General features: G+C 70.8%; 14 protein-coding genes and 1 tRNA gene. 4 read left to right on the forward strand and 11 right to left on the reverse strand.

Annotated features, from left to right (window positions below; all coding sequences use genetic code 11):
* Positions 1 to 129: 129 nt before the first annotated feature.
* From ACFYXC_RS16305 to ACFYXC_RS16340, 8 genes are all read right to left on the reverse strand, one after another.
* Positions 130 to 675, reverse strand: a complete 546-nt coding sequence (locus tag ACFYXC_RS16305) for a SigE family RNA polymerase sigma factor (RefSeq protein ID WP_388921078.1) — start codon at positions 673 to 675, stop codon at positions 130 to 132.
* A gap of 232 nt (positions 676 to 907) precedes the next feature.
* Complete coding sequence (locus ACFYXC_RS16310; protein ID WP_389551876.1) at positions 908 to 1,636, reverse strand: DUF1906 domain-containing protein; 729 nt, start codon at positions 1,634 to 1,636, stop codon at positions 908 to 910.
* A 248-nt stretch (positions 1,637 to 1,884) separates the two neighbouring features.
* The gene (locus ACFYXC_RS16315) at positions 1,885 to 3,057 is read right to left on the reverse strand and encodes a lipid-transfer protein (protein WP_389551878.1); all 1,173 of its coding nucleotides are present in this window, start codon (positions 3,055 to 3,057) and stop codon (positions 1,885 to 1,887) included.
* On the reverse strand, positions 3,054 to 3,569 hold the full coding sequence (locus ACFYXC_RS16320; protein WP_389552801.1) for a MaoC family dehydratase: 516 nt from the start codon (positions 3,567 to 3,569) through the stop codon (positions 3,054 to 3,056). Before ACFYXC_RS16320 ends, ACFYXC_RS16315 begins: the two co-directional genes overlap by 4 nt.
* A 17-nt stretch (positions 3,570 to 3,586) precedes the next feature.
* Positions 3,587 to 4,759: an acyl-CoA dehydrogenase family protein gene (locus tag ACFYXC_RS16325; RefSeq protein WP_389551880.1), complete on the reverse strand. Its 1,173-nt coding sequence runs from the start codon at positions 4,757 to 4,759 to the stop codon at positions 3,587 to 3,589.
* A gap of 1 nt (position 4,760) precedes the next feature.
* Positions 4,761 to 5,879, reverse strand: a complete 1,119-nt coding sequence (locus tag ACFYXC_RS16330; RefSeq protein WP_389551883.1) for a bifunctional MaoC family dehydratase N-terminal/OB-fold nucleic acid binding domain-containing protein — start codon at positions 5,877 to 5,879, stop codon at positions 4,761 to 4,763.
* A gap of 11 nt (positions 5,880 to 5,890) precedes the next feature.
* Entirely contained in the window at positions 5,891 to 7,183 is a 1,293-nt protein-coding gene (locus tag ACFYXC_RS16335) for an acyl-CoA dehydrogenase family protein (protein ID WP_389551886.1), read from the reverse strand.
* Between the two features lie 346 nt (positions 7,184 to 7,529).
* Complete coding sequence (locus ACFYXC_RS16340; protein WP_389551889.1) at positions 7,530 to 7,841, reverse strand: hypothetical protein; 312 nt, start codon at positions 7,839 to 7,841, stop codon at positions 7,530 to 7,532.
* 406 nt (positions 7,842 to 8,247) lie between these two features.
* On the opposite strand from ACFYXC_RS16340, the gene ACFYXC_RS16345 reads away from it, so the two are divergent.
* Positions 8,248 to 9,114, forward strand: coding sequence for a bifunctional DNA primase/polymerase (locus ACFYXC_RS16345; protein ID WP_389551892.1), 867 nt, complete (start codon positions 8,248 to 8,250; stop codon positions 9,112 to 9,114).
* A 263-nt stretch (positions 9,115 to 9,377) separates the two neighbouring features.
* Here the strand turns inward: ACFYXC_RS16345 and ACFYXC_RS16350 are convergent.
* Positions 9,378 to 9,464, reverse strand: a tRNA-Ser gene (locus ACFYXC_RS16350).
* A gap of 41 nt (positions 9,465 to 9,505) precedes the next feature.
* Entirely contained in the window at positions 9,506 to 11,092 is a 1,587-nt protein-coding gene (locus tag ACFYXC_RS16355) for a S1C family serine protease (protein ID WP_389551896.1), read from the reverse strand.
* Between the two features lie 279 nt (positions 11,093 to 11,371).
* On the opposite strand from ACFYXC_RS16355, the gene ACFYXC_RS16360 reads away from it, so the two are divergent.
* The 3 genes from ACFYXC_RS16360 (at position 11,372) to ACFYXC_RS16370 (ending at position 14,776) form a co-directional block, all read left to right on the forward strand.
* Positions 11,372 to 12,184 (forward strand): glycerophosphodiester phosphodiesterase, encoded by an 813-nt coding sequence (locus tag ACFYXC_RS16360; protein ID WP_389551899.1) that lies wholly within the window; start codon positions 11,372 to 11,374, stop codon positions 12,182 to 12,184.
* 223 nt (positions 12,185 to 12,407) lie between these two features.
* The gene (locus ACFYXC_RS16365; RefSeq protein ID WP_389551902.1) at positions 12,408 to 12,950 is read left to right on the forward strand and encodes an ATP-binding protein; all 543 of its coding nucleotides are present in this window, start codon (positions 12,408 to 12,410) and stop codon (positions 12,948 to 12,950) included.
* Between the two features lie 836 nt (positions 12,951 to 13,786).
* Positions 13,787 to 14,776, forward strand: coding sequence for a DUF5926 family protein (locus ACFYXC_RS16370; RefSeq protein WP_388921159.1), 990 nt, complete (start codon positions 13,787 to 13,789; stop codon positions 14,774 to 14,776).
* A 244-nt stretch (positions 14,777 to 15,020) separates the two neighbouring features.
* Here ACFYXC_RS16370 and ACFYXC_RS16375 read toward each other — a convergent pair whose 3' ends face one another.
* Positions 15,021 to 15,734, reverse strand: coding sequence for a hypothetical protein (locus ACFYXC_RS16375; protein ID WP_389551905.1), 714 nt, complete (start codon positions 15,732 to 15,734; stop codon positions 15,021 to 15,023).
* Between the last annotated feature and the right edge of the window lie 94 nt (positions 15,735 to 15,828).

Consider the following 15,828-nt stretch of genomic DNA (forward strand, 5'->3'; position numbering starts at 1 on the left):
CTGATTCTGCTCACATACCGCGCGGTATGTCACTACTCCCGGGTGATCGATCACATCACGGCAAGGATTGCTTGCCGGGTCGTACACCCTGTGCTCCGCCGCACCGGTCGGCGCGCGGTAGGTGCACGGTCAGCGCACGGGGCCCAGCTCAGGGTCCTCTCGGAGCTTGCCCAGCGCGCGGGACACGGCCGACTTGACCGTACCGATCGACACGTCCAGCACCTCCGCCGTCTGTGCCTCGCTCAGGTCCTCGTAGTACCGCAGTACGACCATCGCCCGCTGCCGCGCGGGCAACTTCATGATCGCGCGCCACATCGCGTCGTGCAGGGCCTGCTGCTCCGCCGGGTCCCCGGCCGGCGGAGCCTCCGGCTCCGGGAGCTCGTCGCACGCGAACTCGTCGACCTTCCGCTTCCGCCACTGCGACGTCCGCGTGTTCAGCAGCGCCCGCCGTACATAGCCGTCGAGCGCCCGGTGGTCCTCGATCCGCTCCCAGGCGACGTACGTCTTGGTGAGGGCGGTCTGCAGCAGGTCCTCCGCGTCACACGGGTTCGCGGTAAGCGAGCGCGCGGTACGCAGCAACACGGGTTGGCGAGCCCTCATGTACGAGGAGAACGACGGGTACGCATGGGTCCGCGTCGCTGCGTTCGAAGCGCTGGTGCAGACGGATGTGGTCATGGCTCCACGCTAGGATCGCCCCCTACTCCAGCGGATCGGCCGCAGGTCCCGAAGCCGTGTCCGCCTCAGGTTGTAGGAGGGGGGCAGGCCCCACCTCCTGAAGGTGGACACGAGGCTCCGGACCCCTGGGGGTTCACCCCTGAGAAACGGCCCCCACCCCACTCCGCCCGCAGTAGGCCGCCCGCCGGCATGGTGCGGAAGGAGTACGCCCATGCTCCGGCGTGCTGTCGGCTCAGTCGATGCGTGCGACCGGCGCGTGCATCAGATTGCGGTCGATCAGCAGCGTACGGCCGCCGTGCCGTTCCCGTACGTTCCCCGCGTACTGGTGGATGCGCCGCGCGGGCGTCCACGCGGTCTTCCGCAGGACGGGCTCGCTGTGCAGCCCGTTCCGTACGCCCCATCGCGCGAACCACACGACCGACGGCAGGTCCCGCACTCCGGCCCGCCGCGAGCGCTCCATGTGTCGGATGCCCGACTCGGCGCTGCTGTAGAACCCCGCGAGGTACCCCCGGCGCGACACCTCCCGGTTCCACCCCCGTACGAACAGGAGCGTGGAGCGGGCGCACTTCTTCTTCCCGTCCGCATAAGCCTCCATGTCCAGGAACAGCGGGCTACCCGGCCGGATGCCGAGCGCCGCCGCCTTCTTCACCGCGTCGCGGGCCTCCGCCGTCCCCTGCTTCCAAGGGTGCCGCCCGATCGGGACGCTCTTCTTGTGCCGCGCGAACACGCAGGTCGCCTGTGAGCCCACGTACAGCGGCAGCACCCGCCAGCCCTGGCCCTGCACCGTCCGCATCCAGCCGTGACTCAGATGGGGCTGCGCCTTGCAGGCCCGCCCACGACCGCCGAAGTAGACACCCACGGCCCGGTACGGGGATGCCCGCCACCTCCGCATGGTGTCCGCGGACGGCGCCCGGCAGGTGTCGAACGCGCGGCCCTTGAAGGTGCGCACCTCAGGTTCCATGCCGGACTCCGGAACACGGAGTTCCGCATCCGGGGTCCGGGAACCCACCCGAGCGGCGGCGCCCGGCGCCCACGACCCCGCCTCCGCCGGCGGTGCCGCCGTGAGCCCGAGGAGAAGCAGGACGAATCCGAATCCGACGATCATCTTGTGACATCGCAGCCAACGCATGAGCCGAGTCAACGGCCCCGGCCTCGCTGTCGGGGCCGGACACGCGCCACGTTCATCCGTCCGCCCCCGCAATCAGCCGATCAGCCCCGATCGTCCGAACCGAGAACCAGCCCCGACGTCGGAACGCCCGTCCCCGAGGTCACCAGCACCCGACTCGCTCCGGGTATCTGGTTCGCGGACGCACCGCGCAGTTGCCGCACTCCCTCCGCCACTCCGTTCATCCCGTGCAGATACGCCTCCCCGAGCTGTCCTCCGTGGGTGTTCAGCGGCAACCGCTCCTCCGCGACGAAGTCCGCCGCCTCACCCGCCTTGCAGAACCCGAACTCCTCCAACTGCGTCAGCACGAACGGCGTGAAGTGGTCGTACAGGATCCCGACATCGATCCCGGCCGGCGTCAGTCCCGACGTACGCCACAGCTGCCGCGCCACCACACCCATCTCCGGCAGCCCCGTCAGGTCGTCCCGGTAGAAGCTGGTCATCTGCTCCTGCGCCCGCCCCGCACCCTGGGCGGCCGCGACGACCACGGCGGGCGGATGCGGGAGGTCGCGCGCCCGCTCCACCGAGGTGACGACCAGGGCCTGGCCGCCGTCCGTCTCCTGACAGCAGTCGAGCAGCCGCAGCGGCTCGACGATCCAGCGCGACGCGGCATGATCGGCGAGCGTGATCGGTCTGCCGTGGAAGTACGCCGCCGGATTGGTCGCCGCGTACCTCCGGTCGACGACCGCGACCTGCCCGAACGCCTCCGCCGTCAGCCCGTACGTGTGCAGATAGCGCTGGGCCGCCATCGCCACCCAGGACGCGGGCGTGAGCAGTCCGAAAGGCAACGCCCAACCGAGCGCGACCCCCTCCGCCGACGGCTCCCGGCGCTGGACCCCCGAGCCGAATCTCCGCCCCGACCGCTCGTTGAACGCCCGGTAGCAGACCACGACGTCGGCCACCCCCGCGGCCACCGCCAGCGCGGCCTGCTGGACGGTCGCGCAGGCCGCCCCGCCGCCGTAGTGGATCCGCGAGAAGAAGGACAGCTCGCCCATGCCGACCGCCTGGGCGACGGTGATCTCGGGGCTCGTGTCCATCGTGAACGTCACCACGCCGTCCACGTCTCCCGGCGTGAGCCCCGCGTCGTCCAGCGCGGCCCGCACCGCCTCCACCGCGAGCCGCAGCTCGCTGCGCCCCGAGTCCTTGGAGAACTCGGTGGCCCCGATCCCGACGACGGCCGCCCGCCCGCCGAGACTGTCCCTGGCCCGTACGCTCACGACCGCCCCTCCGCACGCCGGACCGCGCCACCGTCGGCGGCCTCCGGAACGGTGCCGGCCGCTTCGGAGACGGTGTCGGCCGCCTCGGGGACACTGCCAACCGCCTTGGGGACAGTGCCGGTCTTCGGCCACCGCGGCACGGTGACGGTGACCGTCCCCGTGACGTGTCTGCCGAGACCGTTGGCGCCGACGACCCGCACCGTCGCCGTGTCGCCCCGGACGTCCTCCACCACGCCGGTGAGCACCATCGTGTCGCCCGGGTAGTTGGGCGCACCCAGGCGGATCGCCACTCTCCGCAGCACGGCCCCGGGACCGAAGTGGTCCGTGATGTAGCGCCCGACGAGCCCGTTGGTCGTCAGGATGTTCATGAAGATGTCCGGCGAACCCTTCTGCCGTGCCGCCTCCGCGTCATGGTGCACGTCCTGGTAGTCGCGCGACGCGATCGCCCCGGCGACGACGAGCGTGCGGGTGATCTCGATCTCCAGCGGCGGCAGCGCGTCACCGGCCCGCACCGGCTCGACCTCGGTCGTCATCCGTCCCCCTCACCCTGCACGAGCAACTCCCCCAGCTCTTGCAGGAGTTCGCTCCCGCATCCCAGATACGCGTCCAGCTGCCGTCCCCACAGGAAGTGCCGGTGCACGGGATGGTCGAGGTCGGCACCCATGCCACCGTGCAGGTGCTGCCCGGCGTGGACGACGCGGTGCCCCGCCTCCGACGCCCACCAGGCGGTGGTCAGCGCCTGCGCGGTGTAGTCCAGCCCTTCGTCCCTCCGCCACGCCGCCTCGTACGCCGTGACACGTATCGCCTCGGTGTCCATGTGGGCGTCGGCCGCGCGGAGCTGGACCCCCTGTTTGGCCGCGAGGGGCCGGCCGAACTGCTCGCGGGTGTTGGTGTACGCCACCGCCCTGGCCACCGAACCCGCGCACACCCCGGCCTGCAGTCCCGCGAAGGCGGTGCGCGCGGTGGCGAGCACGTCGTCGTAGGCCGCGGCACGGCCCCCGCCACCGAGGCCGCCGTCCTCCCTTTCTCCGTCCCCGCCCTCTCCCACTTCCTCTTCAGGGGCGCCGAGCCGCTCGGCCGGGGTCGCGCTCAGGGTCAGGCGTCCGGCCGACCACGGGGCGGTCGACTCGACGGGCTCGGACCGTGCGTCGACGGTCCGTACGAGCCACAACCGGTGTTCGTCGTCGGCGACGAGCACGTGCGTGGCATCGCGGAGCCACGGCACCACGGGGACCACCCCGCTCAACTCCCCGTGCGCCAGGGGGACCGCCCCGCTCAGCTCCCCGTGCGCCACGGGGGGCACGGGGGCCACCCCACTCGGCTCCCCGGGCCGGCCCGCCCGTACGGCGGTCTCCGGCAGGGCGCCGGTCACGACGACCGTGCCGTCGGCGATGCCCGGCAGCAGGCGCTCCCGCTGCCCCGCCGAACCGTGCGCCGACACCGCCAGCAGTCCGTAGACACAGCTCACGGCGAACGGCACCTGGGCCGTCGTCCGCCCTTGCTCCTCCAGCAGAAGCACGAGTCCGAGGAGTCCTATGTCCTGCACGGCGGCAGGCAGGCCCGCCTCGCACAGCGCCTTCCACAACTCCCCGTCGCTCCCCGTCCCGGCGGCTGCCAGGCGCTCGTGCGTGGAGAGATCGCCGAAGATCCGCGCGGCCAGATCGCGGGCCGCCGCCTGCTCCTCCGTCGGTGTGAAGTCCATGTCAGCCACCGCTCCCCCCGGTGGCCCGGAAGACCGGCAACTCCAGCTGCTCGTCCACGCGCGCGAACTCCAGCCGTACCGGCATCCCGATCCGCACGCGGTCGTGCGGCACCCCCACCACGTTGCTGATCATCCGCACGCCCTCGGCGAGTTCGACCAGTCCCACGGCATACGGAGGGTCGAAGGCCGGGAAAGGCGGGTGATGCATCACCACGTACGAGTAGACGGTCCCCTCGCCGGCCGCCTCGACCGTGTCCCACTCCAGGCATCCACAGGCGTTGCACCCCGGCAGCCAGGGAAAACGCAGCGTCCCGCACTCCCCGCACCGCTGGATGAGCAGCCGGTGCCGGGTCACGCCCTCCCAGAAACCGGCGTTGTCCCGATTGACGACGGGGCGGGGCCGCTCGACGCGGGAACCCTCGGGGCGGGCAGCAGCAGCTTCCGCCGCCGTGCCGTCTCCACCGGCCGTGCCGTCTCTGCCGTGCCGCCCCGCGGGCATGTACTTGAGGATCCGGAACCGATGCGTCCCGGCCGGTTCGCCCTCTGCCCGTACATCCATCCGCGTCGTGACGAAGTACCCCGTCCCCAGCTTGGTCGTCTTGCGCTCGGAGACCGACTCGATCATCGCGTCGAAGGTGATCCGGTCCCCGGGCCGCAGGGGCCGCAGATACTCCTGCTCGCAGTCCGTGGCGACCACCGAGGTGTATCCGGCGCCGTCGAGCAGCCCGAGCAACTCGTCGTACGCCCCCGAACGTCCCCCGTGCCCATGCCCGTTCCCGTGCCCGTGTCCGGACAGTCCCCCCATCGTCCATGCCTGGAGCATGGTCGGCGGCGCGATGGCGCCTGCTCCCGCGTACGCCGGATTCGTGTCTCCCATCGCCTCGCACCAGTGCCGGATCATCGGTTCGTTGACCAGGTCCTTGCCCACGCCTCCCACGGCGGCCGCCCGCCCTTCGTACGCTTTCAGCCGCGCGTAGACGTCCTCGTGCCCGCCGTCGGTCGCATCCGCAGCCGCCGTCGCCCCCGCCCCTCCCGTCGCGCCCTTCTCCCGCTCCGCGCCCGCCGCGCCCGGCGCGCCCTCCGGGTCCGCCCCGCTCGGCACGGCGCTCTCGCTCGACATGGCCCTCTCGCTCACCGCCGCCCCCTGGTCATCCCGAGCCGCATCGTCGCCACGATCTCCCGCTGCACCTCGCTCACCCCGCCCCCGAATGTGTTGATCTGTGCCGCCCTGTTCATCCGCTCCAGCTCGCCGTCCTCGAAGACACCTGGCGAACCGCGGCGGATCAGCGCGTCCGATCCGACGATTTCCTGACACATTCGATACACCGCGACGGCTGATTCGGTTCCCACGACTTTCACGCCGCTGGCATCTCCGGGTGCCAGCCGGCCGGCCCCCACATCACCCACCAGACGCCAGTTGAGCAGGCGTGTTGCCGCCAGGCGGGCATGCACCTCGGCCAGCCTGGAACGCACCCACGGCTCGTCAACCCTGCGCCGTCCAGTCACTGGATCGGGTGTGCGGGCCGCAGCCAGCGCGGCCGCGAAGAAGTCCTCGGCCTGCATACCGATGGCCGCGAGCGCGACCCGCTCGTGGTTGAGCTGGTCGGTGATGAGCCCCCAGCCGCCGTTCACCTCACCGACGAGACGGGAGGCCGGTACACGGATCCCGTCGTAGTAGGTGGCCGTCGTGGTCAGACCGCCCACGGTCTCGATGGGCGTCCAGGAGAACCCGGGAGCGTCCGTGGGGACCAGCAGGATCGAGATGCCCTTGTGCTTCGGCGCGTCCGGATCCGTACGGCAGGCGAGCCAGATCCAGTCGGCGTGCTGAGCGTTCGAGGTGAACACCTTCTGCCCGTCGACAAGCCAGCCACCGCCGGGCCGGTCACCGGCGGACCCGTCCCCGCAGGGCCCGTCCTCACCGAGTTCGCCCGTGCCAGGCCCGTCCCCGTCGGGTCGGGCTCCATCCCGCCCTCCATCGCCGCCGCCGTCATGGGCTCCCCCGCGGCCGATCCACACGGCCCGCGTCCGCAGCGACGCCAGGTCCGTCCCCGCCGACGGCTCGCTGTACCCGATCGCGAACACGAGTTCCCCGCGCAGAATCCGCGGCAGGAAGTAGTCCTTCTGTTCCTCGGTCCCGTACTTCATGAGCGTGGGCCCGACGGTGTTCAACGTGACCATGGACACCGGGGCGCCCGCCCGGCATGCCTCGTCGAAGAAGACGAACTGCTCCTCGGCGCCCCGCCCTTGCCCGCCGTAGCTCTCCGGCCACCCGAGCCCAAGCCACCCGTCGGAGCCGATCCGCCGCAGCAGCGCGCGCCGCCGTTCGTGCCCGGCCGCGGACGGCCCGTCCGGCATCAGCTCGCGAAAGTACGTACGGAGTTCGGCGCGCAGCCGGCGCTGGCGCTCGGTGGGGGCGAGGTGCACGACGGCGACCCTCCCGGACTGACCTCGTGCGGACAGGAGTTTCTGACTGTCCGTCAGGTCCACCGCACTGTCAAGGGATAGACGGCGCGACGCAGGCGGACCCAAGGCACGCGGGTACGACGCACGCGAGCACAGTGACGGGACGCGGCGCACCACACGCGACAAAACATCAAACATCACACAACAAACATCAATGGCCAAGCACCAGTGGCCAATGACCAAGTACCAGACACGCCTGCGCGGCGGCACCGAAGCACCGCCGCGCAGGCGTGTCATCACCCCACAAAGCACCCCATTAAAGAGGCTCACGACCGTCGGGGGCCTCCAGTCCCCGGCGGCCGCCGGCTCACCAGAGGGCGATGAAGTTGACGGCGACGTTCTCGTTCGACTGGTCGATGGCCGTGAACCCGGAACCATTCACCTGAGCCGTGTTGCTCTGGTTCGAGGCGCCTGAGCCGACGGCCTGCTGCTGGGTCGTGGACGAGGTGCCGAAGTTGTCGCCACCGACACCGCTGCCACCGACCGTCGCGGCGGCGGCGTTCGATCCGTTGTCCGCGAAGGAGCCGCTGTTGGCCATCGCCACACCCGAGAAGAGGGCGGCGGCGAGCGGCAGGGCTGCCGCGGCGGCGAGAACGCGGGCAGTACGGATGCTTGCCATGTCTGTTCCTCCAGGAGCGAGAAGTACGTGCCGGTCGGACCGGCTGAGTACGGCTGGATCCGGGGCAGTTGGCCGACCGCCTCGGTGTTCGTGCACGACGTCGCAAGATCAGAATTGCCCACCGATCCCCGGCGAACCACCCCGGAAGCCGCTATTCGCTCGCAAGCGTGAGGACATGTCGATAAACCCCCTTCATCATTCCAAAACCTCGGTTCGGGAGGGTGCGGACATCTCGATCCCGCGCGCCGCAACAGATGAAGCGTTCCGTCACCTTTTCGGCCAATGTCGATGGCGGGTTCTCACATCCGCCCCTGGAGCGCACCGCAGCCCCGCCGACCGCCTCGGAGCGCCCCCGCGAACCGCACGACCCCTTCCCTTTTTCGAACACTCGTACGAACATAGAGGCATGGCCACCATCGATCGGCAGGCCACGACGCTGGCCCTCGCACACGCCCTGTCAGCCGCCGAACGCGGACTGGCCGTCATCCCGCTGTCCCGGACCAAACTCCCGGCGCTGCGCTCGCCGCACCGCGACGACCCGACGGCACCGCCCTGCCACGGCGGGTGCGGCCGCTTCGGGCACGGCGTGTACGACGCCTCGACCGACCCCCACCGCATACGTGAACTCTTCGCCGCCGCTCCCTGGGCCACCGGCTACGGCATCGCCTGCGGCCTGGACCCGTACCACCTCATCGGCATCGACCTGGACACCAAGTCGGGTACGGACTCGTCCGCGGCTCTTCGTGAACTGGCGCTGCGCCACCTGTTCACCATCCCTGAGACGGTGGTCGTGCTGACCCCCAGCGGTGGCCGTCACCTCTGGCTGAGCGGACCGCCCGACATCGTCGTCCCCAACTCCGCGGGCCGCCTGGCCCCGGGCATCGACATCCGTGGCGCCGGCGGCTACCTCGTCGGCCCCGGCTCCCGCACCGAACACGGCGTCTACAGCACGGCTCCGGGCACCGGCCGGCTCGCGCCCGCGCCCTGCCCGGCCTCCTTGCTGCGCCTCCTGACACCACCGCCCCGCTCGAACACCCTCACGAGCTCTTCGGCGAACCAGCAGGGTCAGGGCCTTGTCCAGTTCGTGCTCGCCGCCCATGAGGGGCAGCGCAACACCCGCTTGTTCTGGGCGGCCTGCCGTGCGTACGAGAACGGCCTGGGTCCGCAAGTGACCGAGGCCCTGGTGGACGCCGCCGTCCGCACGGGCCTCACCGAACGCGAGGCCCGCTCGACCATCACATCGGCCTCACGCATGACAATCCACCACCCGTGACCCACGGCAACCCGCAGGGTGTCGTCACTCTCGCCGGGCTCCGGCTTCAAAGGGGCGCGTCGCCTCCGCCACCAGGGCACGTAGATCAGTGCCGCCGCCACGAGGGGACACCGACTGGGCGGCCCAGCAGCCCGCCCGTACCCCATCCGCGCCCGACAGGACAGACCGAAAACACACGGAAGAACGCGACCCCCAGTGACCAGCAGAGATCTCACGCGACGACGGCCCCTGACCGGTCTGCCTGGTCAGGGGCCGTTCACCTGCGGTGGGTGTGGGATTTGAACCCACGGTCACATCGCTGCGACGACGGTTTTCAAGACCGTTCCCTTAGGCCGCTCGGGCAACCCACCCCGCGCCGCTGAGAGATCGGCGCGGGGACAAGAGTAACGGGTCAGCTGTCGCCCTCGCGCTGGCCCAGGGTGACTTCCGCCGTCCGCTGCTTGCCGTCGCGGGTGTAGGTGAGCTTGACGGTGTCGCCGGGCTGGTGGGTCCAGATCTCGCCGATGAGGGTCGGGCCGCTGTCGATCACCCGGTCGTCGAGCTTGGTGATGACGTCGCCGGGCTTGAGGCCGGCCTTGTCGGCGGGGCCGTTCGGCGTGACCGCGTCGGAGTTGCCCGCGCCCTCTTCGCTGATCTTCGCGCCGCCCGTGCCCTCCTCCAGGGCGACGGAGGCGCCGATGACCGGGTAGACGGGCTTGCCGGTCTTGATGAGCTGCTGGGCAACGGTCTTCGCCTGGTTGATCGGGATCGCGAAGCCCAGGCCGATGGAGCCCGACTGGCTCGTACCGCCCAGGCCGCCGCTCGTGGACTGGATCGCGGAGTTGATGCCGATCACCGCGCCCTTGGCGTCCAGGAGCGGCCCGCCGGAGTTGCCCGGGTTGATCGAGGCGTCGGTCTGCAGCGCGCTCATGTACGAGGCTTTGCTGCTGGAACTGCCGTCGCTGGAGGCCACCGGGCGGTTCTTGGCGCTGATGATGCCCGTGGTCACCGTGTTGGACAGCCCGAACGGGGCACCGATCGCGATGGTCGAGTCGCCGACGGCGATCTTGTCCGAGTTGCCGAGCGGCAGCGGCTTGAGGTCGCCCGGCGGGCTCTTGAGCTTGATGACCGCGACGTCGTAGCCCTGGGCGTGACCCACCACCTCGGCGTCGTACTTCTTGCCGTTCGAGAAGGTCGCCGACAGTTTGCCGCTCTCGACCGCCTCGGCCACCACGTGGTTGTTGGTCAGGATGTGACCCTGCTTGTCGAAGACGAAGCCGGTGCCCGTCCCGCCCTCGCCGTTGCTGCCCTCGGCCTCGATCGTGACCGTGCTCGGCAGCGCCTTGGCGGCCACGCCCGCGGCCGAGTCGGCGTCGCGCTTGAGGTCGCCGCCGCTCTCGGACGCGGAGACCGTCGTCGAACCGGAGGAGTCGTCCTTGCGGTCCGCCGCCCAGAAGCCGACGCCGCCGCCCACGCCGCCAGCGAGCAGCGCGGCCGCGAGAACCGCGGCGACCAGACCGCCGCGTCCGTTGGACTTCCCCTTGGGAGCGGGCTGCTGGTACGAGGAGCCCCACACGTCCCCGGAGCCGCCTTCGCCCCCGCTCCCGTACGGGCCTGGACCGCCTGCGCCCCCGTACGGCCCGGAGCCGCCGTCGCCGCCGCCCGCGTACGGGCCCGGGCTTCCCTCACCCGCGTACGCGGGCGTGGTCGGCGGCGGAGGCGGCGGCCAGGAACCCGCCTGGGGAGCGGGAGAGGCGCCGTAAGGAGCCTCGGGGGACCCGGGACCCCCGTGCGGCACCGGAGGCAACGAAGCCGTCGGCGTGTCTCCCTGGAAGGGGCCCTGCCCCGGAGGGTGGGACGCGCCGTGGTTCGGGCCCACGGAGTCCGCTCCCGGCGAAGCCGCCTGTTCCGGAGGCACGGAAGCAGCGGGAGTGTCCACCGGCACGGGAGGTGCAGACGGGGCCGGGGGTACTGCGGTGCCCTCGTTCTCGGTGCTCACAGCTCTTCCTCTCGATCCACGGCTGTTCAGTCAGTTCACATTCGGTCACGTTCGGACGCGTGTGTTCAGGACTCAACTCACGCGTGTTCGGGAACCGGCACGATTCAGCTGCGCATGTGCTTTTGTATGCCGTCAGCTTCTCCCCCGGGACGTCAGGGCACCATAAGCGGGACCTGTGACTCCGGGATCTTTATTTATATAGGACAGGTCTGACAAAACCACTGTAGGTTCCGCGCCGACGTCCGCACGCCTACCCACTTGCGATGGCACCATGACGCGGTGACCCACGCACGACAGCACCCGACCCAGGTCGTCGCCCACCGCGGGGCCTCCGAAGACGCCCCCGAACACACCCTGGCCGCGTACGAGAAGGCGATCGAGGACGGGGCCGACGCCCTCGAGTGCGATGTACGGCTGACCGCGGACGGGCATCTCGTCTGCGTGCACGACCGCCGCGTGAACCGGACCTCCAACGGCCGCGGCGCCGTCTCCGCCCTGGAACTCGCGGATCTCGCCACCCTGGACTTCGGCTCCTGGAAGAACCGCGACGAGGCGCCCGACTGGGAACAGCAGCGGCCCCCCTCCTGGGAGCAGCAGTCCGTCCTCACACTGGAGCGCCTGCTCGAACTCGTGGCCGACGCCGGCCGCCCCGTACGGCTCGCCATCGAGACGAAGCACCCCACGCGCTGGGCCGGCCAGGTCGAGGAGCGACTGCTCGTCCTCCTGAAGCGTTTCGGTCTCGACGCACCGCCCTCTCCCGCCGAGTCGCCCGTACGCGTCATGAGTTTCTCGGCACGCTCCCTCCAGCGGGTCCGCGCCGCGTCACCGACGCTGCCGACGGTCTACCTGCTGCAGTTCGTCTCACCCCGGCTGCGCGACGGGCGGCTGCCCCCGGGCGTCCGTATCGCCGGCCCCTCGCTGCGGATCGTGCGCAATCACCCGGCATACGTCGCGCGCCTGAAAGGGGCCGGTCACCAGGTCCACGTGTGGACGGTGAACGAGTCCCACGACGTCGACCTCTGCGTCGGCCTGGGCGTGGACGCCATCATCACCAATCGGCCACGGGCGGTATTGCGCCAGTTGGGCCGCTGAAACCAGCGTTCACACGGCCCCCGCAGGTCCCCCGGGTTTCGTACACCGATGTTCGGTTTCGGACAAGTCACCGATTTCGCGCCATGCGACTACAGGGAGTGCTCCGGCGCGTTCGAAGCGTATTCGATCGTTGCGAGTGCGTCACCGCACGGGCATTGGCCGGTTTCCGGCTCAGTCCAGGAGGGCATCCACACCGTGGCGTGGGGCAAAGGAGGTCTCGGGGGTGGCGTTGGTGGTGGCACAGGAGGTGCCTGCGTCGTCGAGCATGGCCGTACCCCACGGCCCTGCCGGCGTGGGCGAAGCCAGACACCGGATGCGGGCGCATCTGCGCACCGGCGGTGTCGCGGAAACGGTCATCGACGATGCCGTACTGATCCTTTCCGAACTACTGAGCAATGCCTGCCGGCACGGCAGGCCACTGGGTGATGCCCTGGCCGGGGACGGTGACGTCCGGGCGGCCTGGCGCGTCGAACCGACCGGCAGGCTCACCGTCGAGGTGACGGACGGCGGCGGTCCGACCCGTCCGGTTCCCGCCACGCCCTCGATCACCGCACACGGCGGTCGCGGGCTGAACATCATCACTGCGCTGGCCGACGACTGGGGCGTCCGGGACGACCACCGCGGTGAGGTCACGGTGTGGGCGGTCGTACACAAGGAGGCGCACGCCGTGCGCCGCCGGGACGACTTCGCCACGCGGGTCACGGCCCCCGCGGTGTCCGCGACAGCCGACCTCGGCTTCGGGGACGCCTTCGACGGGCTGGACTGAAGCAGGCCGGAGCCGGCGGGCCGGCGCGGATCGCTCCGGCGGATCTGGAGCGAATCGCCACGACGGCGGCCCGGAAAACGGATCGCATGGGCAGACCCGGAACGGATCGCGAGGGCAGGACCCGAACGGATCGCAAAGGGTGGTCCCTAAAGGAATCGGACCAGCTGGTCCGGAGCGGATCGCGACAGCGGTTCCGGAAGAGATCGAACAACGGTCCGGAACGGATAGCGGCAGCGGTCCCGGAAGGGGTCGGACAGCCGGCCCGCAGCGGACCAGGCTGGCCTACCGGGACCGGAACCCGAACCGGAACAGACCGAACGGCCGAGCAGCCAAACGGCCGCGTGACCTGACGGGGCCCGAAGCCAACAACAAGCACCGCGTGATGTGCGACGGGCGACGAGTGCGAGCAACGAGTGTGAGCGACAGGTGACAGACCGGCGTCGGTCGCGCGTCGAAGCCCAAGACCGCCGAGCGAAAACCGAAAGCCGAAAGCCGGACCGAAGCCCTGGCCGAAGACCGGAACCGAAAGCCGAGCCGAAGCCGTGAGCCGGAGGCCGAAGGCCGGAAACGAAGAGCCGGGCCGAAGCCGTGAGCCGAAGGCCGGAAACCAAGAGCCGAGCCGCATCGGGCGCCGGAGGCGGAGGCCGGAGAACCGGGGCCGGAAACCACCGGACGCGGGATCGGGGCCGAAGCAGGCGGACGTGCCGGTTCCGGGACGAACCGAAACGCCGTCGCGGGTACGACCGGGCACGTTGTCCACAGGGTCCCGTGGGTCCTCGTACGAGCGGCTAGGCTCGCGCCCGTACGAGTCGAGCCGTAACCGGGAGACCTCCACGATGGCCAAGAAGCGACCCCAGACGAAGGCCAAGCAGCCGCAGCCGCAGGATGGGGCCCGCGCCGCCGGCGCTGACGGACACGTTCCGGTTGTCGGAGCACGCGAGCCCTGTCCCTGCGGCAGCGGCCGCCGCTACAAGGCATGTCACGGCCGCGCCGCCGCGCACGCCGTGACCGAGCTGGTGCAGCGGCCCTTCGAGGGCCTGCCCAGCGAGGGCGACTGGGTCGCGCTGCGCGAGCTGGTCCCCGCGGCCACCGTCGAGCTGCATCTGAAGGAGCCGCTCCCGGAGGGTGTCCCGTCGGTCACCCTCGCGACGGTGCTGCCGATGGCGTGGCCGGCGCTGCGCCGCGAGGACGGCTCGGTCCTCATCGGCCTGCAGAACGACACGGCGTCCGGCGACATCAGCCGCGACCTGGCAGACACGCTCCAGCGCGCGCTCACCGCCGAGCCCGGCACTCCGGTGCAGGGCCGTCGCGCCCCGAGCGACGGCGTGCGACTGCAGGATGTGCTCGACCCCGAAGGCGCGTTCGAGCCAGTTGTGCACACGGGCTTCGAATTCTGGGTCCCGGACGCGCAGAACGCGACGCCGGAGGTGACCGCCTCCCTGGAGCGCGCCAACGCCGCCGCCATCCCGACGGTGAAGCTCACCGGCGTCGACGCGGCGTACTGGTGCGAGACGCCGGACAAGAACCACCTGCGCTGGGTCATGCCGCACCCCGAGGAGCAACTTCTGGACGCGCTCGCGCGGCTGCACGCGGCGGGCCGGTCGAGCCTCGGGGAAGGCACCCGGCTGGTGGGTTCCTTCCGCGCCCACGGCCTCACCGTCCCGGTCTGGGACCTGCCGACGGGTGTCACGGCGGAGGACGTCGAGAAGCCCGCCTCCGAATTCGCCGAGCGGCTCGCCGCCGCCCTGGCCACGGACGCACCGCTCACCGCGGACGAACGCCGGGCCCGCGGCGGCCTCACCAACCGACAGGTCACCCTCAGCTGACACCCGGGGGACACGCGTCGTCCGGCTGACCGACCGGCCAGTCGGACGACAGGTGTGCCGAGTGGGTGACTCCTGTCACAACTCCCCATCGTGGCAAGCCGATCGGTGTCTGAATAGCCGAGATCGAATTTGCGAACCGCCGATCTCTTGTTACCGTTCGAGTAGCCCGGTTGCTGGTGCATCCCCCGTCGTCAGCAACCGGGTCTTTTCATGCCCGGATGCGCGGCGGTTGTCGGCGAAGTCCTCAACGCCCTTTCTGCGTAGGCGAGTTGCTCCCCGAGCGCAACAGCAGCGGCCCGTCGGCACTCTCCGCGAACTCGGCGACGGCCATGTACGCCGACGCATCTTCGACCGTGCGCTCCCGCGGCGTCTCGCACACCCCCGGCTCGTCGTCCGCGCCCAGCGCGCAGTGCATCCGTACGGTCCGGTCGCCGGGCACCATGAGAGTCAGTACGGACGTGAGATCGTCACCGGTCGCGTTGCGGTAGTAGGTACGCGCCCAGGTGTCCCGCCCCTGCGTCAGTACGCAGGTCTGCGCCTCGATGCCGTCGGGGGAGGCGAGTTCCGGACCGCAGCGGGCGGCGGTGGCGAGCCCCACGCCGAGCGTCAGGGGGCTCCTCGGCCCCGCGGAGCCCGCAGCCCCTGAAGCGGCGCCCGCCGGCCCTGAGCCGGCCCCCCTGTCGTCGGCCCGATCGGAGACGGGCGACTCGCCGGACGAACGGCCCTCGCTGCCCTGGCCACCGGATGCCGAACCACGGACGCCACGGTCGGCGGATGCCGGATCACCGGCACCACGGCCGCCGGAATCGCGGGCGCCGGATGCGGAATCGCGGGACGCGGCATCACCGGCTTTACGGTCACCAGTGGCGGAGGCAGGCACCTCACCGTCCACCGGCCCCGCCGAGGCCACGGCCAGCGGCAGCCCGACCGTGAGGACGACGATGCCTGTCAGCACCATCAGGCGGACTCTTCGGGGGTCAAGGGGTCGTCCCCCGGAATGACGCAGCATGAAGGGGACGATAACGAGCGAGGGCGGGCGCGCGGTTCCCCGC

It is taken from the genome of Streptomyces sp. NPDC002701, from assembly GCF_042889045.1.
Taxonomy (GTDB): domain Bacteria; phylum Actinomycetota; class Actinomycetes; order Streptomycetales; family Streptomycetaceae; genus Streptomyces.

Excerpts from the sequence above, each read along its gene's own strand:
- ACFYXC_RS16330 (WP_389551883.1), bottom strand. The coding sequence starts at position 5,879 with ATGTCGAGCGAGAGCGCCGTGCCGAGCGGGGCGGACCCGGAGGGCGCG.
- ACFYXC_RS16370 (WP_388921159.1), top strand. The coding sequence starts at position 13,787 with ATGGCCAAGAAGCGACCCCAGACGAAGGCCAAGCAGCCGCAGCCGCAG.
- ACFYXC_RS16325 (WP_389551880.1), bottom strand. The coding sequence starts at position 4,759 with ATGGACTTCACACCGACGGAGGAGCAGGCGGCGGCCCGCGATCTGGCC.
- ACFYXC_RS16340 (WP_389551889.1), bottom strand. The coding sequence starts at position 7,841 with ATGGCAAGCATCCGTACTGCCCGCGTTCTCGCCGCCGCGGCAGCCCTG.
- ACFYXC_RS16305 (WP_388921078.1), bottom strand. The coding sequence starts at position 675 with ATGACCACATCCGTCTGCACCAGCGCTTCGAACGCAGCGACGCGGACC.
- ACFYXC_RS16310 (WP_389551876.1), bottom strand. The coding sequence starts at position 1,636 with ATGGAACCTGAGGTGCGCACCTTCAAGGGCCGCGCGTTCGACACCTGC.
- ACFYXC_RS16375 (WP_389551905.1), bottom strand. The coding sequence starts at position 15,734 with ATGGTGCTGACAGGCATCGTCGTCCTCACGGTCGGGCTGCCGCTGGCC.
- ACFYXC_RS16345 (WP_389551892.1), top strand. The coding sequence starts at position 8,248 with ATGGCCACCATCGATCGGCAGGCCACGACGCTGGCCCTCGCACACGCC.